The 25,187-nt window shown below is 67.1% G+C and carries 28 protein-coding genes; 15 read left to right on the top strand and 13 right to left on the bottom strand.

Annotated elements, in window-relative coordinates; translation table 11 throughout:
* Position 1: 1 nt before the first annotated feature.
* The 3 genes from CKCBHOJB_RS00235 to CKCBHOJB_RS00245 form a co-directional block, all read right to left on the bottom strand.
* A complete protein-coding gene (locus CKCBHOJB_RS00235; RefSeq protein WP_281050078.1) occupies positions 2 to 937 on the bottom strand; it encodes an AEC family transporter in 936 nt (311 codons plus the stop codon).
* Between the two features lie 184 nt (positions 938 to 1,121).
* Positions 1,122 to 2,264: a glycerate kinase gene (locus CKCBHOJB_RS00240; protein ID WP_281050079.1), complete on the bottom strand. Its 1,143-nt coding sequence runs from the start codon at positions 2,262 to 2,264 to the stop codon at positions 1,122 to 1,124.
* Between the two features lie 123 nt (positions 2,265 to 2,387).
* The gene (locus tag CKCBHOJB_RS00245) at positions 2,388 to 3,575 is read right to left on the bottom strand and encodes a sugar diacid recognition domain-containing protein (protein ID WP_281050080.1); all 1,188 of its coding nucleotides are present in this window, start codon (positions 3,573 to 3,575) and stop codon (positions 2,388 to 2,390) included.
* 123 nt (positions 3,576 to 3,698) lie between these two features.
* On the opposite strand from CKCBHOJB_RS00245, the gene CKCBHOJB_RS00250 reads away from it, so the two are divergent.
* A complete protein-coding gene (locus CKCBHOJB_RS00250; RefSeq protein ID WP_281050081.1) occupies positions 3,699 to 5,081 on the top strand; it encodes a class II fumarate hydratase in 1,383 nt (460 codons plus the stop codon).
* A gap of 244 nt (positions 5,082 to 5,325) precedes the next feature.
* Positions 5,326 to 5,544, top strand: a complete 219-nt coding sequence (locus CKCBHOJB_RS00255; RefSeq protein ID WP_281050082.1) for a glycine zipper 2TM domain-containing protein — start codon at positions 5,326 to 5,328, stop codon at positions 5,542 to 5,544.
* 99 nt (positions 5,545 to 5,643) lie between these two features.
* On the opposite strand, the gene CKCBHOJB_RS00260 is transcribed toward CKCBHOJB_RS00255, so the two are convergent.
* The gene (locus tag CKCBHOJB_RS00260) at positions 5,644 to 6,204 is read right to left on the bottom strand and encodes a mechanosensitive ion channel family protein (RefSeq protein ID WP_281050083.1); all 561 of its coding nucleotides are present in this window, start codon (positions 6,202 to 6,204) and stop codon (positions 5,644 to 5,646) included.
* A gap of 161 nt (positions 6,205 to 6,365) precedes the next feature.
* Between CKCBHOJB_RS00260 and CKCBHOJB_RS00265 the strand changes: the two genes are divergently transcribed.
* Together CKCBHOJB_RS00265 and CKCBHOJB_RS00270 are read left to right on the top strand one after the other, a co-directional pair.
* Complete coding sequence (locus tag CKCBHOJB_RS00265) at positions 6,366 to 7,973, top strand: peptide chain release factor 3 (RefSeq protein WP_281050084.1); 1,608 nt, start codon at positions 6,366 to 6,368, stop codon at positions 7,971 to 7,973.
* Between the two features lie 31 nt (positions 7,974 to 8,004).
* Positions 8,005 to 8,139 (top strand): hypothetical protein, encoded by a 135-nt coding sequence (locus tag CKCBHOJB_RS00270; RefSeq protein WP_281050085.1) that lies wholly within the window; start codon positions 8,005 to 8,007, stop codon positions 8,137 to 8,139.
* A gap of 192 nt (positions 8,140 to 8,331) precedes the next feature.
* Here the strand turns inward: CKCBHOJB_RS00270 and CKCBHOJB_RS00275 are convergent, their stop codons facing one another.
* The gene (locus tag CKCBHOJB_RS00275; protein WP_281050086.1) at positions 8,332 to 8,916 is read right to left on the bottom strand and encodes a hypothetical protein; all 585 of its coding nucleotides are present in this window, start codon (positions 8,914 to 8,916) and stop codon (positions 8,332 to 8,334) included.
* 287 nt (positions 8,917 to 9,203) lie between these two features.
* Here CKCBHOJB_RS00275 and CKCBHOJB_RS00280 point away from each other — a divergent pair, with 287 nt between their 5' ends.
* The 3 genes from CKCBHOJB_RS00280 (at position 9,204) to CKCBHOJB_RS00290 (ending at position 12,492) form a co-directional block, all read left to right on the top strand.
* On the top strand, positions 9,204 to 9,617 hold the full coding sequence (locus tag CKCBHOJB_RS00280) for a pilin (protein ID WP_281050087.1): 414 nt from the start codon (positions 9,204 to 9,206) through the stop codon (positions 9,615 to 9,617).
* 269 nt (positions 9,618 to 9,886) lie between these two features.
* Complete coding sequence (locus CKCBHOJB_RS00285) at positions 9,887 to 11,272, top strand: sulfatase-like hydrolase/transferase (protein ID WP_281050088.1); 1,386 nt, start codon at positions 9,887 to 9,889, stop codon at positions 11,270 to 11,272.
* A gap of 5 nt (positions 11,273 to 11,277) precedes the next feature.
* A complete protein-coding gene (locus tag CKCBHOJB_RS00290) occupies positions 11,278 to 12,492 on the top strand; it encodes an O-antigen ligase family protein (protein WP_281050089.1) in 1,215 nt (404 codons plus the stop codon).
* A gap of 45 nt (positions 12,493 to 12,537) precedes the next feature.
* On the opposite strand, the gene CKCBHOJB_RS00295 is transcribed toward CKCBHOJB_RS00290, so the two are convergent.
* From CKCBHOJB_RS00295 to CKCBHOJB_RS00325, 7 genes are all read right to left on the bottom strand, one after another.
* The gene (locus CKCBHOJB_RS00295) at positions 12,538 to 12,732 is read right to left on the bottom strand and encodes a hypothetical protein (RefSeq protein WP_281050090.1); all 195 of its coding nucleotides are present in this window, start codon (positions 12,730 to 12,732) and stop codon (positions 12,538 to 12,540) included.
* Positions 12,733 to 12,738: 6 nt separating this feature from the next.
* Positions 12,739 to 13,260 carry a menaquinone-dependent protoporphyrinogen IX dehydrogenase gene (gene hemG / locus CKCBHOJB_RS00300; RefSeq protein WP_281050091.1) on the bottom strand — a complete coding sequence of 174 codons (522 nt, stop codon included), beginning with the start codon at positions 13,258 to 13,260 and terminating at the stop codon, positions 12,739 to 12,741.
* A 33-nt stretch (positions 13,261 to 13,293) separates the two neighbouring features.
* The gene (locus tag CKCBHOJB_RS00305; protein WP_281050092.1) at positions 13,294 to 13,674 is read right to left on the bottom strand and encodes a hypothetical protein; all 381 of its coding nucleotides are present in this window, start codon (positions 13,672 to 13,674) and stop codon (positions 13,294 to 13,296) included.
* 36 nt (positions 13,675 to 13,710) lie between these two features.
* A complete protein-coding gene (locus CKCBHOJB_RS00310; RefSeq protein ID WP_281050093.1) occupies positions 13,711 to 14,580 on the bottom strand; it encodes an SPFH domain-containing protein in 870 nt (289 codons plus the stop codon).
* Between the two features lie 19 nt (positions 14,581 to 14,599).
* On the bottom strand, positions 14,600 to 15,055 hold the full coding sequence (locus tag CKCBHOJB_RS00315) for an NfeD family protein (RefSeq protein ID WP_281050094.1): 456 nt from the start codon (positions 15,053 to 15,055) through the stop codon (positions 14,600 to 14,602).
* A gap of 427 nt (positions 15,056 to 15,482) precedes the next feature.
* Positions 15,483 to 16,475 carry a recombination-associated protein RdgC gene (locus CKCBHOJB_RS00320; RefSeq protein ID WP_281050095.1) on the bottom strand — a complete coding sequence of 331 codons (993 nt, stop codon included), beginning with the start codon at positions 16,473 to 16,475 and terminating at the stop codon, positions 15,483 to 15,485.
* Between the two features lie 50 nt (positions 16,476 to 16,525).
* Positions 16,526 to 16,993, bottom strand: coding sequence for an SRPBCC family protein (locus CKCBHOJB_RS00325; RefSeq protein WP_281050096.1), 468 nt, complete (start codon positions 16,991 to 16,993; stop codon positions 16,526 to 16,528).
* Between the two features lie 60 nt (positions 16,994 to 17,053).
* On the opposite strand from CKCBHOJB_RS00325, the gene CKCBHOJB_RS00330 reads away from it, so the two are divergent.
* Positions 17,054 to 17,788 (top strand): 16S rRNA pseudouridine(516) synthase, encoded by a 735-nt coding sequence (locus CKCBHOJB_RS00330; protein ID WP_281050097.1) that lies wholly within the window; start codon positions 17,054 to 17,056, stop codon positions 17,786 to 17,788.
* A 151-nt stretch (positions 17,789 to 17,939) separates the two neighbouring features.
* On the opposite strand, the gene CKCBHOJB_RS00335 is transcribed toward CKCBHOJB_RS00330, so the two are convergent.
* The gene (locus CKCBHOJB_RS00335; protein WP_281050098.1) at positions 17,940 to 18,860 is read right to left on the bottom strand and encodes a hypothetical protein; all 921 of its coding nucleotides are present in this window, start codon (positions 18,858 to 18,860) and stop codon (positions 17,940 to 17,942) included.
* Between the two features lie 489 nt (positions 18,861 to 19,349).
* On the opposite strand from CKCBHOJB_RS00335, the gene earP reads away from it, so the two are divergent.
* The 7 genes from earP to CKCBHOJB_RS00370 all read left to right on the top strand — a co-directional run bounded on the left by earP (position 19,350) and on the right by CKCBHOJB_RS00370 (position 25,170).
* The gene (gene earP, locus CKCBHOJB_RS00340) at positions 19,350 to 20,462 is read left to right on the top strand and encodes an elongation factor P maturation arginine rhamnosyltransferase EarP (RefSeq protein ID WP_348634853.1); all 1,113 of its coding nucleotides are present in this window, start codon (positions 19,350 to 19,352) and stop codon (positions 20,460 to 20,462) included.
* A gap of 65 nt (positions 20,463 to 20,527) precedes the next feature.
* Complete coding sequence (gene efp / locus CKCBHOJB_RS00345; RefSeq protein ID WP_281050100.1) at positions 20,528 to 21,085, top strand: elongation factor P; 558 nt, start codon at positions 20,528 to 20,530, stop codon at positions 21,083 to 21,085.
* A gap of 147 nt (positions 21,086 to 21,232) precedes the next feature.
* Entirely contained in the window at positions 21,233 to 21,739 is a 507-nt protein-coding gene (locus CKCBHOJB_RS00350; RefSeq protein ID WP_281050101.1) for a hypothetical protein, read from the top strand.
* Positions 21,740 to 21,869: 130 nt separating this feature from the next.
* Entirely contained in the window at positions 21,870 to 23,033 is a 1,164-nt protein-coding gene (locus CKCBHOJB_RS00355; protein ID WP_281050102.1) for a glutaredoxin family protein, read from the top strand.
* The gene (locus tag CKCBHOJB_RS00360; protein ID WP_281050103.1) at positions 23,021 to 24,415 is read left to right on the top strand and encodes an MATE family efflux transporter; all 1,395 of its coding nucleotides are present in this window, start codon (positions 23,021 to 23,023) and stop codon (positions 24,413 to 24,415) included. Before CKCBHOJB_RS00355 ends, CKCBHOJB_RS00360 begins: the two co-directional genes overlap by 13 nt.
* Before the next feature lie 201 nt (positions 24,416 to 24,616).
* Positions 24,617 to 24,889: a CopG family ribbon-helix-helix protein gene (locus CKCBHOJB_RS00365; RefSeq protein WP_281050104.1), complete on the top strand. Its 273-nt coding sequence runs from the start codon at positions 24,617 to 24,619 to the stop codon at positions 24,887 to 24,889.
* Positions 24,890 to 24,915: 26 nt separating this feature from the next.
* Positions 24,916 to 25,170: a type II toxin-antitoxin system RelE/ParE family toxin gene (locus tag CKCBHOJB_RS00370; RefSeq protein WP_281051727.1), complete on the top strand. Its 255-nt coding sequence runs from the start codon at positions 24,916 to 24,918 to the stop codon at positions 25,168 to 25,170.
* The last annotated feature ends 17 nt before the right edge of the window (positions 25,171 to 25,187 follow it).

Here is a 25,187-nt window from a genome sequence, read left to right on the forward strand (position 1 = left end):
CTCAGGGCCGCAGCACGAACAGCAGCGCCGACAGGGTCGCCACCGACACCAGCGTGGACAGGAACACCGCCGAGGCCACCGTGGACTGGCACACGCCGTAGCGCTGGGCGAACAGGTAGGGCGTGATCCCCGCCGGCAGCGCCGCCAGCAGCACGGCGGTCGCCACCCACAGTGGCGGGACCTCGAACACCTGGGTGGCGAGCAGCCACACGATCAGCGGCTGGAGCAGGGTCTTGAGGGCCACCAGCAGCGCCGGTTCGCGCAGGTTGCCGCCCAGGCTGTAGCGCGTCAGCGAGGCCCCGAGCGCGAACAGCGCACACGGCGTGGCCGCGCTGCCCAGGCCCTTGGCGACCGCGTCGAGCGGGCCGGGCAGCGCGATGCCGAGCAGCGCGAAGGCCAGCCCGCAGGACAGGCCCCAGATGATGGGCGTCGCCAGCACGCTCTTCGCCAGCTTCAGCAGCATCGTGGCGAAGCCCTCCTTCCCGCCGCGTCCGGCCTCGATCAGCACCGTGCTCGGCGGCAGCAGCAGCAGGCTGTGGCAGGCGATCATCACGAACAGCGGCAGCGCCGCATCCGGCCCGTAGGCGGTCATCACCAGCGGGATGCCGAGCATCGCGGTATTGGAAAAGCCCGCGCCCAGCCCGAGCACCGCCTGCTCGTCGAGCCGGCGCCCGAACAGCAGCCTGCCGCCCGCCATCGCCAGCGCATACACGCCGAAGGCGCCGATGTAGTACGACAGCAGGTAGCCCCAGGGCATCGCGTCCGGCAGCTCGGCCTGCGCGATCGCGCGGAACAGCATCAGCGGCAGCGCGAAGTTGAACACGAACAGCGACAGCCCGCGGTTCGCGGCCTCGTCGAAGGCGCCGAAGCGGGCCGCGGCGTAGCCGAGACCGAGCGTGCCGAAGACCGGCAGGATGATGCCGAAGATGATGTCCATTCAGGCGTTCATGCGCGCGCAGCTGCCGCGCCGGAGGAGTCGGCCGGCTCTCGGGAGCCGGGGCGAACCCGCATGATGCCCGCACACCGCGCCGCGGTGCAGTCGTGACAACACGAATGAGGGACGAGCGCGCGTCCGCTCCGCACCTGGCCGGGAGCCCGGGCCCGACGCGCGGGAAGCCGGATCAGCTGCGCGCCATGCCCATCCGCAGCACCGCCGCCACGTTGCGCGCGGTGAGCGCCACGTTCGCCGCCGCATCGCCCAGCGCCTCGTCCAGCGTGCACGGCCTGCTCAGCACGCTGAACACCGCGTCGATGCCGTGTTCGTGCACCACGCCCACGTTGGCGCCGAGCGAGCCGGCGATGCCGATCACCGGCTTGCCATGGCGCCTGGCGACGCGGGCGACGCCGATCGGGGTCTTGCCATGGACGGTCTGGAAGTCGATGCGGCCCTCGCCGGTGATCACCAGGTCGGCGTCGCGCACGTGCGTGTCGAGGTCCACCGCCGCGGTGACGATCTCGATGCCGGGCTTCAGCGTCGCGCCGAAGAAGGCCAGCATCGCCGCGCCCATGCCGCCCGCCGCGCCCGCGCCGGGCACCTGGTCCACCGCCACGCCGAGGTCGCGCTCGACGATGCGGGCCAGGCGGGCGAGGTTGGCGTCGAGCACCTGCACCATCTCGGGCGTCGCGCCCTTCTGCGGACCGAAGACCGCCGAGGCCCCGCGCGGGCCGGTGAGCGGGTTGTCCACGTCGCAGGCGACCTCGATGCGGCATTCGGCCAGGCGGGCATCGAGCGCGGAGACGTCGATGCGGTCCAGGCGCGCAAGATCGCCGCCGCTACCGTCGAGCTCGCGGCCTTCGGCGTCGAGCAGACGCGCGCCCAGCGCCTGCACCATGCCGGCGCCGCCGTCGTTGGTGGCGCTGCCGCCGATGCCGAGGATGAAGCGGCGCGCGCCGGCATCGAGCGCGGCGCGGATCAGTTCGCCGGTGCCGCGCGAGCTGGTGCGCAGCGGGTTGCGCTGCGCCGCCGGCACCAGCGCCAGGCCGCTGGCGGCGGCCATCTCGATCACCGCGGTCTCGCCGTCGCCGGTGAGGCCGTAGAAGGCCTCGACGCGCGCGCCGAGCGGACCGCTGACCGCGACCGCCTCCCGGCGCCCGCCGGTGGCGGCCACCATCGCATCGACCGTGCCCTCGCCGCCATCGGCCACCGGCACCAGCACGTATTCCGCGTCCGGAAAGACCTGGCGGAAACCGCTTGCGACCGCCTGCGCGACTTCCAGCGCGGACAGGCTTTCCTTGTACGAATCGGGGGCGATGACGATCTTCATGGCGGGTGTCTCCGGTGTGCGTGCATTCCTTGTGGGGGAGAGCTTAGCGGGTCTGGACCGACCTGAAATCGTCTTTAATCACAAAAATAGACTAATTTATGTCCATAATTTTGTGAATAATTACTAAGCTTCATTCGTAGCCAAGGCCAGCCCGATGAACAGCAGCAGGCAGTCGTCGAGGCGGGCGAGGTCCAGCCCGGTGAGTTCGCCGATCCGCCGCAGGCGGTAGTCCAGCGTGTTGCGATGCACGTGCAGGGCCGCCGCGCTCGGCGCCGTCTTCATGTCGTGGGCGAACCAGGCCTCGAGGGTACGCCGCAGCTGGCCGTCGCGATCGTGGGCGGCGAGCCGCTGCAGCGGGCGCTGCAGCTCGTCGGCACGCCAGCCCTCGGCGAGGCCGGCGAGCAGCACCGCGAGGGTGAGGTCGGCGTAGCAGTGCACATCGGCTTCGGGCTGGCGGCGGCGGCCGGCGCGCAGCGTGGCGCGCGCCGACTGCCACGAGCGCGCCAGCCCCTCGGCGCCGGCGAACACGCCACCGAGGGCCAGACGCAGCCCGGCCTGTGCGCCCAAGCGGGCACGCAGGCCCTCGACCCGCGCACGCAGGCGGGACGCTTCGCCCTCGCCGGGGGGCAGCGGCAGCAGCACCGCCAGCTCGCGCAGCGACACCGGCGCCGGCAGCAAGCCGGGCTCGAGCGTGGCGAGCTGCCGCTGCAGGCGCTGCTGCTCGGCGAGCACCGCATCCGCCGCCAGTGCCGGGGCGTCGATGTCGATCAGCACGGCCACGCGCGGCACGGCGAGATCGACCTGCAGGCGCCGTGCCCACTCGCGGACCCATTCGTCCGACGCCGGGCGGGCCGGCGCGGCGCCGATCAGCTGCAGCACCAGCTCCTCGCGCAGGCGCTCGTCGCGTGCCAGCACCTGCAGCAGGCGCGCCTGCTCGAGCATGGTCTCGGCCGCCATGCGCACCAGCTCGGCATGCTGGCGGATGGCCTCGGGCGCGCCGCTCAGCCCCACCACGCCCACCACCCGGCCCTCGGCGCGCAGCGGCAGGTTGATGCCCGGCCGGGTATCGTGCAGGCGGCTGGCGACCGCCTCGTCGATCTCCACCGCCCGCCCCTGCGCGAGCACCAGCAGCGCGCCCTCGTGGCGGGTACCGATGCGCGCGGCCTCGCCGCTGGCGATGATCAGGCCGCGTTCGTCCATCACATTCACGTTGGTGTGCAGGATCTGCATCGCGCGATCGACGATGGACTGGGCGAGCGAGACATCGAGCAGGAACATGGCGGCGGACCGGGCGGCGGAAGGGATGGACACCGGCCACATGCTGCCCCGCGGCGTGCGGCGGAACAAGGGCAGGCGCAGAATCGTCCGACGATAGCCACGACAGTCACCATCGCCACGACGACTTTCCCGCTCACCCGCCCGCGGAGGCCCGCCATGACCCGCAGCGAAACCGACAGCCTCGGCCCGATCGAAGTCCCCGCCGACGCCTACTGGGGCGCGCAGACGCAGCGCGCGCTGATCAACTTCGCCATCGGCAGCGAACGCATGCCGCCCGCCATCGTGCATGCACTCGCACTGATCAAGAAGGCGGCGGCGCGCGTGCACGCGCGCTCCGGCGAACTCCCCGCCGACATCGCCCTGCTGATCGAGCAGGCGGCCGACGAGGTCCTTGCCGGACACCATCAGGACCAGTTCCCGCTCATGGTGTGGCAGACCGGCAGCGGGACGCAGACCAACATGAACGTCAACGAGGTCATCGCCGGACGCGCCAACGAGCTGGCCGGGCAGGGCCGCGGCGGCAAGGCGCCGGTGCATCCCAACGACCACGTCAATCGCGGCCAGAGCTCGAACGACTGCTTCCCGAGCGCGATGCACATCGCCGCGGCGCGCGCGGTGCACGACGAGCTGCTGCCGGCGCTCACCGAGCTGTCGAACGGCCTCGCCATCCACGCCGAGCGCCATGCCGGTGTGGTCAAGACCGGGCGCACCCACCTGATGGACGCCACGCCGATCAGCTTCGGCCAGGAGCTGTCGGCCTTCGTCGCCCAGCTCAACACCGCTGCGCACGCGATCCGCGCGACCCTGCCCGCGGTGTGCGAACTCGCCCAGGGTGGCACCGCGGTCGGTACCGGACTCAATGCGCCGCCGGGCTTCGCCGCGCAGGTCGCCGCCGAACTGGCGGCGCTCACCGGCCTGCCGCTGACCAGCGCACCGAACAAGTTCGCCGCCCTCGCCGGCCACGAGCCGCTGGTCGCGCTGTCGGGCGCGCTGAAGACGCTGGCGGTGGCGCTGATGAAGCTCGCCAACGACCTGCGCCTGCTCGGCTCGGGCCCGCGCGCCGGCCTCGCCGAGCTCAGGCTGCCTGCCAACGAACCAGGCAGCTCGATCATGCCGGGCAAGGTCAACCCGACGCAGTGCGAGGCGCTGTCCATGCTCGCCTGCCAGGTGCTGGGCAACGACGCGACCATCGGCTTCGCCGCCAGCCAGGGCCAGCTGCAGCTGAACGTGTTCAAGCCCGTCATCGCCTACAACATCCTGCAGTCCATCCGCCTGCTCGCCGACGGCTGCCGCAACTTCCAGCGCCACTGCGTGGCCGGCATGGAGCCGGACACCGCGCGCATGGCCGAACACCTGGAGCGCAGCCTGATGCTGGTCACCGCGCTCGCGCCGCACATCGGCTACGACCGCGCCGCGCAGATCGCGAAGAAGGCGTGGGCGGAAGGCACGACGCTGCGCGCCGCCGCGCTCGCGCTGGGCTTCACCACCGCCGCCGAATTCGACGCCTGGGTGCGGCCGCAGGCGATGCTGGGGGCGTGAAAGCTGCATCCGGATGTGATGGAGGCGAAGCGCCCCGTCCACCCCGCCCCATCCCGCGCCGCTGCGGGAAAGACCGGAATCGACGCGGACTCGTGGCACGCCGCCAGTCCGCCGCCACGAAACAATTCGAAACGCCGCCGCGGGATCCTCCCGGCGATCCGGCGTTCATACTGCATACACACCCCGACAACGCGGCGCATCCCGATCCCCAGCTGCCCCGCGCATCGATAACAAGGAGGCCATCATGAAGACCCGTACCCTGATCCCCGCCCTGCTCATCGCCTTCGCCGCCACCGGCTGTGCCACCTGGGACAACATGTCCTCGCGTGAGAAGAGTGCAGCGACCGGCGCAGCCGTCGGCGGCGTGGCCGGTGCCGTGGTCACCGACGGCGGCCTGCTCGGCACCGTGGGCGGTGCCGCGATCGGTGGCGTCATCGGCGACCAGATCGGCAAGAAGAAGTAAGAAGCACCCTGCTTTCCCGTCTCTCCTCGTTCGGGGCATCGACACCGCTCGCGGTGGACGTGCCCCGTTTTTCGTGCAGCGTCCGCTGCGCCGGACGACTCAGGCCTTGCGCCAGCGCCGCACGATGCGCTGGAAGAACAGGCTGTTCGGCACCTGCAGCACCTGGCCTTCGGCCTCCTCCTGCAGCGTGGTGTAGATCAGGTTGATGTCCACCACCTGTCCCTTCAGCCCGGGCTTGTCGCCGCTCTCCAGTACCTCGATGAGGTCGTGCACGCGGAACGGCCGGGTGGTGAAGATCAGCAGCGTGCAGAAGATGTTCGACAGCACGCTCCAGGCCGCGAAGAAGGCCACCGCCGCGACCGCGGCGAAGCCGGTGAAGGCGGTCCACAGCACGGTGCCCGACACCCCGAAGCGGTCGAGGATCATCAGCATCGCACCCAGGTAGATCACCAGCTTCGTGATGCGGCGGGCGCCGATGACGAGCTCGGCGGGCAGGCTGTAGCCCGTGCCGAGGCGACGGATCAGGCGGCGGAACAGCAGGTTCAGGAACCAGGCGCCGAGCACGATCAGGACGATCTGCAGGCCGAGCTCGATGAACTCCAGCCAAGGCTCGGCCCAGTCGGGCAGCAACTGCATGATGCGGGCGGGGCGGTCGGTCACGGGGATGCGGGCTCCAGGTGCGGGACCGCCATTCTAGAAGCGCCGCGGCGCAGATGTCCGCCAAAAAGCCTGTCCTGCCCGGCACTTGGTAGAATCCGCCGGTCCGGCCGCCGTGCGACTCCCGGCGCGCCCTCCCTGTTCACCCAACTGGTCGTCCTCCCTTGTCCTCCACACCCTTCCCGCCCGAACTCCTGCGCGACGTCGAAAAGCGCCGCACCTTCGCCATCATCGCCCACCCCGACGCGGGCAAGACCACGCTGACCGAGAAGCTGCTGCTGTTCGGCGGCGCGATCCAGCTCGCCGGCACGGTGAAGGCGCGCAAATCCGCGCGCCACGCCACCTCGGACTGGATGGAGGTGGAAAAGCAGCGCGGCATCTCGGTGTCGAGCTCGGTGATGCAGTTCGAGTACCAGGGGCACACCGTGAACCTGCTCGACACCCCGGGCCACGAGGACTTCTCCGAGGACACCTACCGCGTGCTCACCGCGGTCGACGCCGCGGTGATGGTGATCGACGCCGCCAAGGGCGTCGAGGCGCAGACGATCAAGCTGCTCGAGGTCTGCCGCCTGCGCAACACGCCGATCATCACCTTCGTGAACAAGATGGACCGCGAGGTGCGCGAGCCCTTCGAGCTGCTCGCCGAGATCGAGGACGTGCTCAAGATCACCTGCGCGCCGGTGACCTGGCCGCTGGGCATGGGCAAGGCCTTCCGCGGCGTGTATCACCTGCTGCAGCAACAGGTGCTGACCTTCACTCCGGGCCAGGAGCGGCGCAGCGACGGCGAGATCATCAAGGGCCTGGACAATCCGGAGCTCGACAAGCGCTTCCCGATGGAGGTCGGCCAGCTGCGCGAGGACGTCGACCTGATCGACGGCGCCTCGCCGCCCTTCGACCTCGACGACTTCCTCGCCGGCAAGCAGAGCCCGGTGTTCTTCGGCTCGGGCATCAACAACTTCGGCGTGCAGGAGATCCTGCAGGCGCTGATCGACTGGGCGCCGCCGCCGCAGGCCCGCGACGCCGGCGCGCGCATGGTGCAGCCGGCCGAACCCGCCTTCACCGGCTTCGTGTTCAAGATCCAGGCCAACATGGACCCGAAGCACCGCGACCGCATCGCCTTCTTCCGCATCTGCTCGGGGCGCTACAGCGCCGGCATGAAGGTGCGCCACGTGCGCGCCGGGCGCGACATGAAGCTGGCCAACGTGCTCACCTTCATGGCCAACGAGCGCGTGATCATGGACGACGGCGTCGCCGGCGACATCGTCGGCATCCACAACCACGGCCAGCTGCAGATCGGCGACACCCTGACCGAAGGCGAGAACCTCGGCTTCAAGGGCATCCCCTACTTCTCGCCCGAAATGTTCCGCGCCGCGCGCCTGCGCGATCCGCTCAAGTCGAAGCAGTTGCAGAAGGGTTTGCAGGAATTGGGCGAAGAAGGCGCCATCCAGGTCTTCGAGCTCGAAGGCGGCCAGATGCTGCTCGGCGCGGTCGGCGTGCTGCAGTTCGAAATCGTCGCCCAGCGCCTGAAGGACGAGTACAAGGTCGATGCCATCTTCGAGCCCGCCGACATCCACACCGCGCGCTGGCTCACCTTCCCTGACGACGTCACCCGCCGCAACTTCGAGCGCGAGCAGGCGCTGCGCCTGGGCAAGGACATCGACGGCAACCCGGTGTATCTGGCGACCAGCCGCTACAACCTGGAGGTGACCGCCGAGAAGTGGCCCAAGGTCACCTTCCACGCCACGCGCGAGCATGGGGAAGTGCTGGGCTGAGCGGGCGCTCGCGGGCTGGGATTGAGCCGGCATGAGCCATCTGCTCGATACCAACATCTTCATCGCTGCACTGAAGGCTCACCCTGCAGTACGCGCCCGCCTCGAGTCCTTGTCGGCGTCCTCGATCATGCTCTCACCGGTCGTGGAGAACTGGCTGGCGCAGTGAGGTCGAACGGCCAGTCCGGCCAGTCGCCCGCCTGTCAGATGTACCTGTAATCACCGGTTTTCATGCGGAGATCATGAGCCTCGATCTCCGCATGCGCGAGTCATTCGCCGCACGAGGGCTGCCTCGCGCTGGAGTGGGCGCAAATCGGTGCGCTGCTGGTCCGGCGAAGGACGGCGATTCGATGCCGTATTTTCAGTCCTTGTTCGATGCGGGGTTCCCCCCCACCTCCGCCGTCTCCCGCAGCACCGCCAGCACCTGCTCGCGCTCGATGGCGTCGAGCCGCGCCTCGAGCGCAGACGCGTCCAGCGTCGGGCGCGCCGGGTCCATCAGGTAGCGCGCCAGCGGCCGCGCGGTGCTGTGGCCCAGCGCCGCCGCGCGCGAAATCCACTCCACGCCCAGCGCCTCGTTCACCGCCACGCCACGCCCGCCGATGTAGCAGCGGCCGAGCTGGTGCATCGCCTCCGGGTAGTTCTGCTTCGCCGCCAGCGCGAGCCAGCGCACCGCCTCCACCGGCAGGTTCCGCGTCAGCAACAGCAGCGCCAGATCGCACTGCGCCTCGGCACTGCCGGCATCGGCCTCCGCGATCAACACCCGGTCATCCGCCTCCAGCCGCAGCGGCGACAGGGCGACGACGTCGTCCAGCAACACGCGGGTGTGTTCCCCCCCCCCCGTGGCCGCGTCGAGTACGCGCAGCTGCCCGTCGGCAATCCGCCGCCACAGCGTGCGCTTGCTCAGCCCGGTGATCGACACGGCGGTATTCAGGGTGATGTAGGCCATCGCGGCGTCCGTTGTGCGGGAAAGCCGCTAGTTTAGCGCCGGGCTGGAGTCGCGGGCAGCGTGCGGGGCAGGTGTGCCAATCGCCTGTGTGGCACAGGGAAGATCGTGACAACCCGACGTCATGGCCCGGCCCCGCGCGCCGTTTGTCACACCCCCCGGGACGCACTCGTGAAGCAGGTCACGCAAAAACCCCTGGCATGGCGGTTGCGTAAGGAGAAGCGGAAGGCGCAAGTCAGCAACGCCGACCTGCGCCGGACACGATCTCAAACTTCCTGAAGGGGATGGTCATGAAAAAGATGCAACAGGGCTTCACGCTGATCGAACTGATGATCGTCGTGGCGATTATTGGCATTCTCGCCGCGGTGGCGCTGCCAGCGTATCAGGATTACACGATTCGGGCACGTGTTAGTGAGGGCTTGGTTCAAGCTTCGGCAGCGAAAGTAACCGTTGGGGAGAATATTGCATCGGACGTGACAGATTTTTGCCTCGGCGTAAGCGTCGGAGAAAACGGTAGATCAACACTAGCGTGTGAAGATGGCGGCATTCTGACGATTTCGGTTGATGCTGGCGCTAAAGCTCCCGTGAATCTCACCTTGGCTCCAACACCTGGCGACGCCGGTGTCGTTTGGCGCTGTACGGTCGATGATCTCGCCAATCAGGCGAAATATGTCCCTGCGGAATGCCGTGCCGCAACGAGTTAAGGTTTCCTGAGGAGTGGGACGTAAGAGACAGACGCAAATTTCCCGCCCAGCCTGAGTTTCGCCTCAAAAGCCCGCCGCGCGTTCCCACCCGGCGGGCTTTCCATTTGAAGGGCGCGAAATCGAAGGAAAATCGAATTTCCCATTATGTCTCGTACCCCGATTTCTAGACCGCGAGTCATCGCAACTCGATCCAAGCCCCCCAACGGTGCTTCATTGACCCCGTCAACTGACGAAGCTGCAGCAGATCGCCCGCTATCCAGCTTCACTTCATGATGACTGTGCACCCCATCCCGATCGCGATCCTCGCTCTCGTGTTGCCTAACCTGGTGTTCTTCGCCGCCGCGGCATGGTTGGACATCGGGCGGGCGTGGGTGAATGCAGACTATGCGTTCGTGTTGGTCATGCTCACCTTCGGCCGGGCCTGGATCGGAGCGCTGGCGGCCCTGGTGTTCCTGCTGATGGATGTGCTGACGCTGGTTGGACAGGTGCTGCCCTTCGTCCGTCTTGAGGACATCATCTATCTGCTGCGCTTCGCGACCTCCGCCTCGGGCTTGCATTTCGCGCTGCTGCTTGCGCTCGCACTGCTCGTGCTCGCGAAGCTCGGCCTGCTCGTTGGCCTGGGGCAGCGGCTGTCGCGAATGGCTTCGCTGCTCATCTTCAACGGCGCGATCCTCGTCTATGCGATTCATGCCAACAGCGGCGCCCCGTCAGGGCACGAGCGCTTCTACCGCACGGCAGGCGGCGCGCTCGTGGGCAGCCAGACGGTGAGTTTTCTGGAGGGCCGTGCCGACGCCTTCCTCGACCTCTTCCATGCGGAAGGCGAGCCTCTTTTGCCGACCACCGCCGGCGCCACCGCCGCCTGGTTCGATGCAGTGGAACAGGGCATGGGCAAGGAACGCCTGTTGCTGATCATCAACGAATCCTGGGGCGAACCGGTCGATGAGGCCATCCAGCACGCCCTGTTGCAGCCGCTGCGCTCGGTCGCCGGCGAGGGTATGCGCAGCGGGAGCCTGTCCTACACGGGCTTCACCCTGGGTGGCGAACTACGCGAGCTCTGCCGGTTGCGTCCCGAACACTACAACCTGGCGAAAGTCGAGTCGGGATTCGAGGCATGCTTGCCCCAGCGCCTGCAAGCCCTGGGCTATTCGACCGCCGCATTGCATGGGGCGACCAGCGTGATGTACGACCGTCGCCACTGGTACCCCCGTGCCGGCTTCCAGCGGATGAGCTTTTTCGAGGACGAGATTCGGCCACGCCGCTGCCATTCCTTTCCGGGAAGTTGCGATCTGGATCTGCGGCCAAATGTGGAGGCCTTCTTTGCCGAACCAGGCAAGCGCTTCTTCTACTGGCTGACGCTCAACAGTCACCCGCCTTACGATCCACGTGACATCCATGTCGATGCGTTCGACTGCAAGGCCTTCGCGATCCCAGACGGCACCGAATCGTGCAGGAATCTAAAGCTGCAGGCGCAGTTCTTCACCGGGCTCGCACATCTGTTGAAGTCGAAAACGATGGCCGGAGTGGAGGTGATCGTCGTCGGCGATCATTCGCCGATCATCATGCCGATGGACGAGAAGAAACGGATGTTCGTCGACAGTCGTGTGCCTTGGGTGAGCTTCAGGACCGATGAATTCTCACCCTTTCAGAAGGAATGAACCTGATGAAAAAGATGCGTAACGCGTGGCCGGTGGTAGCTATTGTTCTTGTGATCGGTCTGATGAATATTTCGTCAAGTCCGCAGAACAACTGGAATATCGCCCTATTACAGATTGCCTTTCTAATGGGATCGATCCTCTGCTTGAGGCCATCGCTCAACGAAACGCAGAAACTCAATCCGATCATGCTCTTGATCTTCTTGAGCATTGCGAGCTCGAATGTTTTCGCCACTTTGGATTCAGCCGGCATCGCGGACTGGCCGCGCGCAGTGAACATTGTCGCGCATATGGGCTTCGCCTTGGCGGTATTCCACTGGTTCATCCGACGTCCCTCGGTAGTGCACTGGGTAGTCACTGCGCAGATGTTGTCGGTATTAATTTACTTTATTGTCATACTCGGATACTGGAATTATCTGGCGGATCCCTATTCTCACCAATGGTTTGCACATCCACCGATGTTCAACCATATCCGCCATGTAGGAACATTCCTGATGGTCGGTACCGTAATAGCGAGCTGGGGAGTGCTCAACTATCGTGAGGTCCGACGCTCCCTGGCTTGGGTCATTTTTGTTCTCGCGCTTTCGATGCTGCTATGGAGTGGTAGTCGGGGCGCTGCCCTTGCTGCCTGCGGCGGCATCACCTTGCTGGCGTTGCGGTTCCCGCTTGCACACACGGCGCGAGGATGGGCACTACTAGCCGTAGGATCGGTAATGGCTTTCACCCTATCGGCAGTATTCGATGTGGACCAGAATGGTCTCGGCTGGCTATCCGCGATCAGACGATCAGTCGCAGCCACATCTATTGACCAGTTGAGCTCAAGCCGACTGACGATCTGGACATACCTACTTCCGTTTATTGCCGAACGGCCCTGGTTTGGCTGGGGCGGCGAAGCCTTCCAGTTCGCATGGCCGACGAGATCCATCATTCAGGCTCATAATGGCTTGTTCCAACTCATGCTCGAATGGGGTGCAGTCGGAACCCTCCTGATACTTGGTCTGCTCGGCTGGATTGCCATCAAGGGCGGCCTGCTCTACTGGAAAACGGCGTCGCCCCAGTCAACCGACTCTGCCTTGCCGCTTGGCATGGCACTCGTCACAGCCTTGTTGATCCTGTCGCTGGTCGATGGCGTTTTCTATCACGGAACGCCGTTTGCATTTCTCATGCTGGGTTTCGCAATGGTGGGGGCTTCGCTGTACAGGGCTGCGGCGGGAAAGAATTGAACGCCCGCAAGCGAGAAGGCGGTCAATCAGTGGCGCCCGACTTACCTATGGGTGCGGCCTCTCGCCCTCCGTCTTCTCCACCCAGTAAGTCTGCTTGTGCCCATGCGCCTCGAAGGCGCGCGCGGTCGCCTCGGCCTCGTCGCGGTTCGCGAACACGGCGACCACGAAGCGGTTACCGTTGTCGTCGAGCCGCCACAGCGCCCAGCGCATGGCCTGCTCCACGGCACGCGCCTTTTCCATCACGATTCAGGCGATCAAGCGCCGCGCGAAGGCCTCGACCTGCGTCCAGTCGGTGAAATCGGTGACCGAGCGCGGGTCGGTGGGGCCGCCGGTGATCCACATGATCAGGCGGATCATGTTGCGGTCGAGAAAGCCGTAGCGCGGGTATTCGATCTTGCCGCCGAAGACCGCGACCTGCTGCGGCCGCCAGCGGATCTGGCCGAGGAACTTGCGCAGGTAGGGGTTGGTGTCCGCCTGGCGCTTGTGCGGCTTGCGGCCGACCGCATTGACCGAGAAGAAGGCGTTGGGCCGCGCCTCGAGCGCCGCCTGGTGGCGGTCGATGAAGGCCTTCACCGCCGGGCGGTGGTGGCCGTAGCGGATGCTGGCCCCGATGACGACGCGGTCGCAGGCCTCGAGCTGCGCGGCGGTGGTCGACTCGACGTCGGCCAGCTCGACCGCGTGCCCGGCCGCACGCGCGATCTCCGCGATGCGTTCGCAGATCTCCAGCGTGTGGCCGTCGATGGTGGAGTAGATGATCAGCAGCCGCATGGCTTCACCCCGGCGCGCGCGTCATCGCGCACCTCAGTTGCCGGTGACGATGCCTTCCACCACCTTCTTGCCCTCGGAGTACAGCGCGACCTGGCCGTCCTCGAGCTCGAGGTTCATGCAGCCGGTGTTGCCCTTGAGCTTGCCGTCCAGCCATTCGCGGCAGTAGCGCGCCTGGTCGTCCACCCACCAGCGCGCCTTGGCGCCGGTGGTGTCGGTGAGCGTGCCGTCGGTGCCGAACTTGAGCGTGTAGGCCGATTCGGTGCGCAGATACACGCCGATGAAGGTGGCGCCGGTGAGCAGCTTCTCGACCTCGGCCTTGTCCTTCATGAAGTTCTGCGCGAGCGCGCCGCCGGACGCGGCACCGAGGGCGAGGGCCGCGAGCAGGGCGCGGACGGTCGTGGAGGGCTTCAGCATCGTTGTCTTCCTTTTTCGGGTATGGATCAGCGGGTTTCAGCCGCGCGCACCGAGCCGGCCGACCAGGCCGCGCAGGGTTTCCTGCAGGTCGGCGGGCATCACCACCAGCTTGGCGCTGCCGGACTCGCCGAGCTTCTCGAGCGCGGCGATGTACTTCTCGCCGAGCAGGTACATCATCGGCCCGGTCTGGTCGCCGATGCCGGCGCTCACGCGGCGGATGGATTCGGCCGAGGCCTCGGCGAGCATGACCTGGGCGTTGGCGTCGCGCTTGGCGGATTCCAGCCGCGCCTCCGCCTCGAGGATCGCGGCCTGCTTGGCGCCCTCGGCCTTGGTCACCGCGGCCTTGCGCTCGCGCTCGGCGGCGGCCTGCAGCTCCATCGCGCGCTGCATGGATTCGGACGGCTTGATGTCCTGGATCTCGACCGACTTCACCGTCAGCCCCCAGTCCACCGCCTCGTCGGCGATGCTCTCGCGCAGCCGGGCCTTGATCTTGTCGCGCGAGGACAATGCCTCGTCGAGCTCCATTTCGCCGACGATCGAGCGCAATGTCGTCATGATCAGGTTGCGGATGGCCTCGGAGAAGTCGGTCACCCCATACACCGCCTTGACCGGGTCGGTGACCTTCACGAAGGCGATCGCGTTGGTCAGGATCACCGCGTTGTCGCGGGTGATGACCTCCTGCTCCTGGACGTCGAGGATGATGTCCTTGGTCACCAGCTTGTAGGCGACCTTGTCCAGATACGGGATCAGGATGTTGAGGCCCGGGCGCAGCGTGGCGTGGTACTTGCCGAGGCGCTCGACCACCCATTCCTCGCCCTGCGCGACCAGGCGCACGCCCTTGGCGATGGTGACGACGACGAAGATCAGTACGGCGATTGCGATGGCCAGGCCTTCGGATGCGAACACGTTGTCTTTCCCTTGTTGATCAGGCTTTCGCCACCTTCACGTAACTGCCCTCGACACTGACCACCCGCACCCGCTCGCCGGCGGCGATCGCGGCTTCGGCCACGCAGGCCCATTCCTCCGCCCCCAGCACCGGGCGCTGGAAGCGCACCTTGCCGCGCTCGAAGGGCGCCACCGCGCTCACCAGCAGGCCGATCTCGCCGATCACCTCGCCGGCCGCGGTGCCGACCAGGGTCTTGTGCTGCGAGCGCTTGAACACCCGGAACCACAGCACGACCATCGCCACCGAGGCCAGCACCCACAGCCCGATCTGCGCACTCAGCGCCATCCCCGGCGCCACCAGCAGGGCCAGGCCGACCAGCATCGCACCGAAGCCGAACCAGATCACGAAGAAGGCGGGGACCGCGAGCTCCAGCAGCACCAGCGCGAGGCCGGCGATCTCCCAGTGCCACCATTCGAGGATCATCGCGTTGTCCATGGCCAGACTTTAGCGCAGCTCGACGACGAGGTGGATTGCAGCTGCTGATGCGGCCAGCGCGTGCCCCCGATGAAGCGGTGGGAAAGCTGTGACTGGAGCAGGCAGCGGATTGTGGATAAGTCCTTCCGACGGCGCAGCGAGAATTTTCATCAACAAAGCATCCTGCGCCTAAGGAGGGGTTCGTGCACCGGGTTTTGAGGTGCACAAGGCACTGTTTTTAATGGCCTTAAAGTGCTTATCCACAGAAACCGGCGGTGCATTATCTTTATGATCTTTTAAATCTTTAAAAAACCTGTGTACACCAAAAGCGCCAAGCTCCGGAGCACTGTGGGAGCGGCGGCAGCCGCGAATCCTTTGCCTTCGATGAAGGTGATCAGCTGGTGAAGCAGATCGCGGCTGCCGCCGCTCCCACTGGAAAAGGGCTGACTCAGAACGGCGGATCGTCGGCGGCGACCGTTGCCGGCTTGTCGGACTGCAGACGCGGCAGTTCGCCAGTGATGCCCGCGGGGACGACCGCCTCCGCGCTCAGTTCGCCCCCCAGCGCGGCCACCACCGCCGGCAGCAGATGGGCGAGCTCGCCGGTCATGAGCGCGAACTCGGCGTTGAACAGCGCCTCGGCGTCGTCCTTGTCGGCTTCGCCCACCTGGTCGCGCACGATGTCGAGGAAGTCGAGACGCTTGATCTCGAGCTTCTCGGTGAGCACGAAGCTGATGCGGTCGTCGAAGGTCAGCGCCAGGCGGGTCGGCAGCTTGCCTGCCTCCAGGTGACCCTTGACGTCGTCCCCTTCGAGCGGATGACGGGCATAGCGCACCGCGGCCTTGTCCTCGGCCACCGAGCGCAGCTCGCAGTCCTGGTCGATGGTGAAGCCGTCCGGGGCCTCGCCGCCGGCCAGCCAGTCGGCCATCGCCGACATCGGCGAGCGCTCGGTGCGCAGCAGGGTCAGGGGGAAGCTGTCGAGGGTGTGGCGCAGCTGCTCGAGCATGTCCTCGGCCTTGCTCTGGCTGGCGGCATCGACCACCAGCCAGCCACTGACCGGGTCGATCCACGCGAACATGCGGCGGCGGCGGGTGAAGGCGCGCGGCAGCAGCTCCTGCGTCACCTGCTCGCGCAGGTCCTTGAGCTGCTTGCGGCCGAGCTTGTAGCCCTGCTGCTCGGCCATCTCCTCGGCGCGCTCGTCGGCCTCCTGCTTGACCACCGCTGAGGGCAGCAGGCGATGCTCGAAGCCCAGGCAGACCAGCCACTGGCCGCCCACCGCATGCACCAGCACTTCATTGCCCAGCGGGGACAGCCAGCCGCGGCTCTCCATGTCCTGGCTGCCGCAGGGGTGGAAGGGCTTCTTCGCGAGCTGTTCCTCGAGGCGCTCGGCCGTCATGTCCCAGTTGGCGGGCAGGCGGTAGATCTGCAGATTCTTGAACCACATGTCGGGGGTGTTTCCTGTTGGTGAGATTGAAGAGGGAAGGCGCTCGGGGCCTACTGCGCGAGTCCGCCCGACTCGGCGATCATGCGGATCACGCGCACGGTATCGACGTCGGACTGGTGATAGGCCGAGCGCACGAATTCCGCGTAGCGGGCGTCCTCGCCGCCCTCGGGCAGCGAGGTGTGGTAGGCGAAGCGCAGGAAGAAGGCGCCCGGATCGGGTTCTTCGATGGTGATCGTCAGGCTGCCGCCGGCATGCTGGTCGTTGGCCTCGGATTCGAAGCGGATCCAGCGCAGTGGGTCGAAGGTGACGCAGTCGCGGATGACCGCGCTGCCGAAGTCGAGGTCGCGCACCAGGCGGTGCTCGCCGCGCTCGACGATGCGGCAGGCCTCCAGGCCGGGCAGGAAGGCGCGGGCGTCCTCGGCACGGCACAGCAGGCCGAACCACAGTTCTTCGCGGGTGAGCTGCGTCAGCAGCGGATTGGCGAGATCATTGACCTCGATCAGGTGTTCGAATTTCAAGGCTTTCTCCTGAACGGGCAGGGCGGCAGTTTACCCGCTCGTACCGCGGGCCGGGATAACATGCGCCCCATGCAACTCGAACGCCTCCTCCATGCCCAGGGTTTCGGCAGCCGCAAGGAATGCCGCGCCCTCATCCGTGCCGGCTACGTCAGCATCGCCGGCGAGCCCTGCGACGACCCCAATGCAGAATTCGACCCCGGCAGCCGCGATGGTTCGCCGGGGATCGGATTCAGCGTCGATGGCGAGCCCTGGCGTTTCCGCGCCCAGGCCTACGTCGTGCTGCACAAGCCCGCCGGCTACGAGTGCTCGCAGAAGCCGACCTTCCATCCTTCGGTCTTCACCCTGCTGCCGCCGCAGCTGCTGAACCGCGGCGTACAGTGCGTGGGCCGGCTCGACCAGGACACTACCGGCCTGCTGCTGCTGTCGGACGACGGCCAGTTCATCCACCAGTGGAGTTCGGGCAAGAAGCGCACGCCCAAGATCTACGAGGTCACGCTGAAGCACGCGGTCGAGCAGGATTTCGCCGACAAGCTGGTGGCCGGCGTCGAGCTGCACGACGAACCGGCGCCGATCGCGGCCGCGGCCTGCGAGCTCACCAGCCCGACCACCTTGCGGCTGACGATCTGCGAAGGCAAGTACCACCAGGTCAAGCGCATGATCGGCGCTGCCGGCAATCGCGTCGAAGCCCTGCACCGCAGCCGCGTGGGCGGCCTGGACCTGCCGGTCGAACTCGCGCCCGGGCAGTGGCGCTGGCTCGAAGCCGAGGATCTCGCGCACCTGGCCGACTTCGCCTGAGGCGCGGTCGCCCTCGAGATCCTGTTCATCTCACTGTGGGAGCGGCGGCAGCCGCGAAATCGCCGCTCCCGTAGAAAGTGCTCCGATCCATCCAGGCGCTGCGATCGCGGCTGCCGCCGCTCCCACGGGGCAGGTCAGCTGCGCTGCCGGATCAGAAGCGCATCTCCAGATTCACGCCCATCGCCCACGAACGCTCGCGCTCGCGATCCTCGCGCTGCGGCCAGTAGTGGCCGACGATGAATTCACCGATCAGCCAGTCGCGATAGACCGGCTGCGTCCATTTCAGGCGCACGCCGTACTCGTCGACGTTTTCCTCCGCACCGGTCTCGCCGGTCACCACCATCTCGCCCGACAGCACGCGGTCGTCGCCGTAGCGCTTGAACAGGCCCAGGCTGCTGCCCCAGGCGAAGTCGTCGGTCTTCTCCGAGATCGTGGTCGAGTTCTGCCACTGCAGCGCCAGCGTCGGCGTGAACGCATGGGCGTAATCGAACGCGGTGGTCGAGCCGAACTTGTCCTTGGTGTTCCAGAAGATCGTCTCGCGGAATTCGATGCGGTCCTGCGCGCTCAGCTCCCACTGCTTGCGGTAGCGCGCCTGGGTGTAGAACTTCAGGCCGCCGCGCACGCCGATGCGGAAGTCGATGTTCTTGCGCAGCGCCACACCGAGGCCGGCGAAGCCGGTCTGGTCTTCGCGCCGGTTCTCTTCCAGCAGCAGCTGCTCGCGGGTGAAGGCCTCGGCCTGGTCGGTCAGCAACTCGCGTTCGTTCTGGCGGCCGAGGAAGAAATAGGCCTTGTCGCGCAGGTTGGGCAGATCGAAGCGCGCACGGAAGCGGACGCTGGTGTCCCAGCCTTCGTCCTGCCGCCACAGGTTGCGCAGGCCGAGCCGGCCATGCGTGACCTTGCCGCCGTCCTCGAAGGGTCGATCGCCGAACCAGTCGTTCACCGTCTCCCCCAGCCACAGCGAGAAGCCGCGGACATGGGTGCGCGTCGTGTCCAGCAGGCCTTCCTCCTGTGCAGCCTCGGGACTGACCGGATTGGCTGAGGGTTCGGCCGCGCCGGCGACCGTTGTGCTCAAGCTCAAGAGCAGGGCTAAGGCGTGTCGTCTTGCCACGGTGTGACTCCCTTCGGTTGCAGCGCCGGGACTGCAGGATGAGTGTTCGCGCTGGTTCTGCCGTTCTGCTTATGCCGGCATGTTGTATGCAGGGGATTCTAACCGCAAGGCGGAAGGCCTGTCCGATCCCCCGCGTGGGTTCGGGTTTGTTCTTCTGTTTTTCTATTGATTTAAATAACAAAGAAGTTAACAGTGCGCGAAAATCTGTGGATAAGTGCGCCAAGGGCAGGTTTCACGCTGCATCCGGCCACGGAAGAACAGGTTGATAAGCCTCTTGGCGGCCTGTGCGCGCTTTGTCCATCGTTTCGAGGTGGGGTCGCTTCAGCGCCCTTGTTCACATGTTGTCCCGCAGCTTTGCCCAGGATTGTTCAGTCGATGATGGATTCCGTGCCCGGATCCCGCCCCCGGTGGGAGATCTTCTGCCAGGTTGTGGATAACTTTGGGGATATCGGCGTGTGCTGGCGCCTGGCACGGGATCTGGCGCAGCGCGAGCATGCCGGGGTCAGGCTCTGGGTGGATGACTGGGCGGTGCTGGCACGCCTGTGCCCGGCGGCGGCCGGGATCGATCCGGCGCAGGGCGGCGTGGTGGATGGGGTGGAGCTGCGCCACTGGACATCGGCCTTCGTTCCCGCGGAACCGGGCGAGATCGTGATCGAGGCCTTCGCCTGCGAACTGCCGCCGGCGCAGCTCGAGGCCATGGCGGCGCAGACGGTGGCGCCGGTGTGGATCAACCTCGAGTACCTGTCGGCCGAGGACTGGGTGGCGGGCTGCCACGGCCTCGCCTCGCCGCATCCGCGCCTGCCCCTGGTCAAGCATTTCTTCTTTCCCGGTTTCGATGCGGAGACCGGCGGCCTGCTGCGCGAGACCGATCTGCTGGCGCGGCGCGACCGCTTCCTCGCCGAGCCGCAGGGGCGCGCCGCATGGCGCGCGGCGCGCGGACTGCCGGCGACGGAGCACGAAGGCCTGGTCGTGTCCCTGTTCGCCTACGAGCAGCCGGCGCTGGGCGAGCTGTTCCGCGCCTGGGCGCAGTCGGCGCCCCCGATCCATGTGCTGGTGCCGGTGTCGCGCGTGCTGCCCGATGTCGCGGCCGCGCTCGATTGCGCCCTGCCCGAGGTCGGCGCACGCATCCGGCGCGGCGCGCTGTCGGTGCAGGTGCTGCCCTTCACCGACCAGGCCGGCTACGACGAGCTGCTGTGGGCCTGCGATCTCGACTTCGTGCGCGGCGAGGATTCCTTCGTGCGCGCGCAGTGGGCGGCGCGGCCCTTCGTGTGGCAGATCTATCCCCAGGCCGACGCCGCGCATCACGAGAAACTCGACGCCTTCCTGGCGCGCTACATCGATCGACTGCCCGCCGCGCCCGCCACCGCACTGGCGGATTTCTGGCGCGCCTGGAACGGCTGCGCACCCGGCGGAATGACGCCGGCCGCGGCCTGGCCGGCCTTCGCCGCGGCCCTGCCGGCGCTCGCCACCCATGCGCGCAGCTGGTGCGAGACCCAGGGCGGGCTACCCGACCTGGCGAGCCGCTTGACAAAATTCTGTTCCCACATCAGGGGCGCCCCGGGGTAGAATCGCGCGCTAATTTTTTCAAGGACATGCGGCCACGAGCCGTGTCGATCAATTCAGGAAACAGCATGAAAACCGCTCAGGAACTCCGCTCGGGCAATGTCATCATGGTCGGTAGCGACCCGCTGGTGGTGCAGAAGGCCGAATACAACAAGTCCGGCCGCAACGCCGCGGTCGTGAAGATGAAGTTCAAGAACCTGCTCACCGGCGCGCCGTCGGAAGCGGTGTACAAGGCCGACGACAAGTTCGAGGTCGTGGTCCTGGACCACAAGGAAGTGACCTACTCCTACTTCGCCGACCCGATGTACGTGTTCATGGACGCCGACTACGAGCAGTACGAGGTCGAAGCGGACAACATGACCGACGCGCTCAAGTACCTGGAAGACGGCCTGCAGTGCGAGGTGGTGTTCTACAACGGCAAGGCGATCTCGGTCGAACTGCCGAACAGCGTGGTGCGCGAAGTCGTCTACACCGAGCCCGCCGTCAAGGGCGACACCTCGGGCAAGGTCATGAAGCCGGCCAAGATCAGCACCGGTTTCGAGCTGCCGGTGCCGGCCTTCGTCGAGATCGGCGACAAGATCGAGATCGACACCCGCACCGACGAGTACAAGAACCGCGTCAAGTAAGCGCGCGTTTCGCAGATCGAAAGAATGGGCCCGCAAGGGCCCATTTGCTTTCCGGATGTTGCAGTGTGGAATCCGTTCATTGTTTTTCGCGTCCGATTCCGTAACCTCGTGCCCTGATCCTTCTCCTCCAAGCCTGTGCCGAACCCCATGAAAGCATTCCGCCCCCTCCTTGCTGCCCTTGGCCTGAGCCTGCTCGCCGCCTGTTCGCCCGAGCCCCCGGCGCAGCCGGCGCCGAAAGCGGCCGAACAATCGCGCGAGGACGCCAGGGCGGCAGGGCGGGAGGCGGTCGAGGCTGCGCGCGAGGCCGCGCAGAAGGCGGGCGAGGCGGCGAAGAAGCTCGGTGAAGCGGGCGCCGCCGCGGCGCAGGCGGTGGTCGAGACGACCGAAGAGAAGATGCGCGAAGGCGTCGAAGCCGCGGCCGAGGCCGGCAAGGACGAGACCGTGCGCGACGCGAAGGAAGCGGCCGAGCACGCCGCGCAGCGCATCGCCGAGGCGACGCGCGACGCCGCGCAGCGCCTGAAGGAAGTCGGCAAGGGCGCGATCGACAGCGTGCGTCCGAAGGCGGACGAAGCCGAGTCGACCGCAGAGCAGGCGCCGGCTCCGGTCGAGGAACGCAGTCCCGAAAGCGCGCCGGCAAGCGACGCGGCGCGCTGAGCCGCGGTGAAGAAATCGCCACGAGCGGGATCGAAGGCAAGGCGTGCGCAGGCGATGCCGCAACGGATCCACGCCGCGGCGCCTATGCACACGTCGTGAGCCCTGAAGCGGCTGGGCCGGGTTGGCGAGCATGCGTTTCCTGATCCTGTGCCGTGTCCTGCTGCTGTGCTGCCTGTTGTCGGCGGCCGTCTTCGGCACCGCGGCGCGGGCCGAACCGGTGCCGGGCCGAGAAGCCGGGGCCGATGCGGGCGCCACAAGCCCCGTACTCGAAGTCTTCGTGCGCGAGGGCTGCCCGCACTGCGCCGACGCCAAGCGCTTCCTCGCCGAACTGTCCACGCAGCGGCCTGGTCTCGCGGTCGTCTATCGCGAGGTGGACCGCGACCCCGCCGCGCGCGATGCGCTGATCGAGATCAGCCGCGCGGCCGGCGCCTGGCCGCCGGGGGTGCCGAGCTTCGTGTTCGGGTCGCGGCTGCTGGTCGGCTTCGACGACGGCGAGCATGTCGGCGCCGAGCTCGTCCGCCTGCTCGACGAGGCCGCGCCGCGGGCGCTGCCCGACGGCGTGGAATCCGGCCTGTTCGGCACCCTGAAGGCGAGCGAGCTCGGCCTGCCGCTGTTCACGCTCGCGCTCGGCCTGCTCGACGGCTTCAACCCGTGCGCGATGTGGGTGCTGCTGTTCCTGCTGTCGCTGCTGCTGCGGCTCAAGGATCGGCGGCGCATGGCGATGGTGGCGGGCACCTTCGTGCTCGCCAGCGGCGCGGTGTATTACGCCTTCATGGCGGCGTGGCTCAACGTGTTCCTCTTCGTCGGCATGAGCGAGGCGCTGCGCATCGGTCTGGCGGCGCTGGCGATGCTGATCGGCTTCATCAACGTGAAGGATTTCTTCGCCTTCCGTCGCGGGGTGTCGCTGTCCATCCCGGACTCGGTCAAGCCCGGGCTCTATGCCCGGGCGCGGGCGATCCTGAAGGCCGAATCCCTGCCCGCCTCGCTGGCCGCGGTGGCGGTGCTCGCGGTGGTGGTCAATTTCGTCGAACTGCTGTGCACCGCCGGGCTGCCTGCCATCTATACGGCGGTGCTGACCCAGCACGCGTTGTCGCCGCTCGCGCACTACGGCTACCTCGGCCTCTACATCCTCGCCTACATTGCCGACGACGCGCTGATGGTCGGGGCCGCGGTGCTGGCGCTGGGCAGCGGCAGGCTGGACGAACGCGGTGGGCGCAGGCTCAAGCTGCTGTCGGGCGCGGTGATGCTGGCGCTCGGGCTGGTGATGCTGCTGCGGCCGCAGTGGCTGATGTAGGAGTACGGGAAATCACATCCGAAAATCGCACCATCGTCGGCCAGCTGCTGCACCACGCCTGGCCGGTCCTGATCGCCCAGCTGCTGTCGATGACGATGATGGTCGCCGACACGGTGATCGCCGGCCGCTACGGCACCGAGGACCTCGCCGGGGTCGCCATCGGCAGCAGCTACTACATCTCGGTGGTGATGCTGCTCACCGGCACGCTGCAGGCGGTGGCGCCGACCATCGCCCACCACGTCGGCGCACGCCGCCAGGCGGCGATCGCGCCGGCGCTGCAGCAGGGCTTCTGGCTCGCGCTGCTGCTCGCGGTGCCGGGTGTGGCCCTGATGCTCAGCCCCGGCTGGCTGCTCGAGCTGGCCAGCGTGCCGCCCGCGGTCGCGGCCAAGGCCAGCGACTACCTCGCCGCCACCGCGCTCGGCCTGCCGGCGCTGCTGCTCTATCGCACCTTCTACGCCTTCAACAACGCCGTCGGCCGGCCGCGGGTGCTGATGGCGATCAGCGCGATCGTCATGTCCGCCCACATCCCGCTGGCCTGGGCGCTGACCAACGGCGCCTTCGGGCTTGCTCCGCTGGGCGGGATGGGCTGCGGACTGTCGACCGCGATCGTGAACTGGCTCGCCTGCGCCTGCGGCCTCGCCTATCTGGTCCTCAACCCCGGTTACCGGTCCTACCGGCTGTTCCACGCCTGGCAGCGGCCGCAGCGCAAGCCGCTCGGGCAACTGCTGCGCCTCGGCCTGCCGATGGGCCTGTCCACCTTCATCGACATCAGCTCCTTCACCCTGATCGCGATCCTCGCCGCCCGCCTCGGCACCGAGACCGTGGCCGGCCACCGCGTCATCGCCAACTTCACCGGCATGATCTACATGCTGCCGCTGTCGCTGTCGATCGCCACCATGGTGCTGGTCGGCCAGTCCGCCGGCGCCCAGGACTGGCAGCGCGCGCAGCGCACCGCGCGCCTGGGCATGAAGCTGGCGCTCGGCTTCGCGCTGCTGATCGGCGTGCTGCTGTGGGCGTTGCAGGGGCCGCTGGTGGCGTTCTCGAGCGCCGACCCGGCGGTGCAGGTGGTGGCGTTCGGGCTGATCGCCTGGCTGCTGCTCTACCAGGCCTTCGACGCCCTGCAGACGTTGGCCGCGCACGCGCTACGCGGCTACAAGGTCACCTTGCTGCCGATGGTGGTGCATACCTTCTGCTTCTGGGGCATCGGCCTGGCCGGCGGCTACTGGCTGAGCTTCCATGCGCCCTGGCGCGTCGACGCGCCGTCGGTGGCCGGCTTCTGGCAGGCCTGCGTGCTGGCTACACTGGTGGCGACCTTCGTGTTCGGCGCCATGCTGCGCGGGGTGGCGAAGCGGCATGTGCGCGAAGCGTTGCGGGCTTCTTGATGTTGGGCGCTGGATCGCGCCCGCGACAAGAGCGGCTCGTGGCGTACCAGCCGTTTGTGTCAGTTCAGTGCGTCCGGATCCCATAGCCATCCGTGAATGTCGCGCTGGCCATGGAGCACGTCACCGCGGCAGTCCGGATGGACTCAGGGGAGGGCACGAGCTAGAGTGTCAGGAGGTATCACCAATTGATAAGGGGCCATCATGGCAACGTCCCTCAAGATCGATGACGCGCTGAAAAGTCGTGTCCAGCACCTGGCCGCACAGCGCCGCCGCTCGGCGCACTGGATCATGCTCGAGGCCATCCAGCAGTACGTCGAGCGCGAGGAGGCCCGCGAAAGCTTCACGCAGGAAGCTCTGGCATCGTGGGCAGCGTACAAGGAAACCGGCCGCCATCTGACGGGTGAAGAAGTCCGCACTTGGTTGAACATCTGGGGCACCGATGAAGAAAGTGCGGTGCCCGAGTGCCACAAGTAATCGTCACCGAGCGTGCAGCAGAAGGCTTGGAGCGCTGCCGACGCTTCCTGGGCGTGAGAGCGCCTGAAGCCGCCCGGCGGGCTGGACAGGCCATAGCGCGGCAGCTCCTGTTGCTGGAGACGGCGCCTGACATTGGCCGCCCGTTTCCGGAAGCACCCGAGCTGCGTGAGCTGGTGATCGCCTTTGGGGATTCCGGATACGTCGCCCTTTACCGCCACGAGCCGGCAGACAATGCGGTGTATGTGCTGGCCTTCCGTCACCAGAAAGAGGCGGGTTATTGACGGACAGATGAGCGTTG

The sequence above is a fragment of the Thauera sp. GDN1 genome, from assembly GCF_029223545.1.
In the GTDB taxonomy this organism is placed as follows: Bacteria; Pseudomonadota; Gammaproteobacteria; order Burkholderiales; family Rhodocyclaceae; genus Thauera.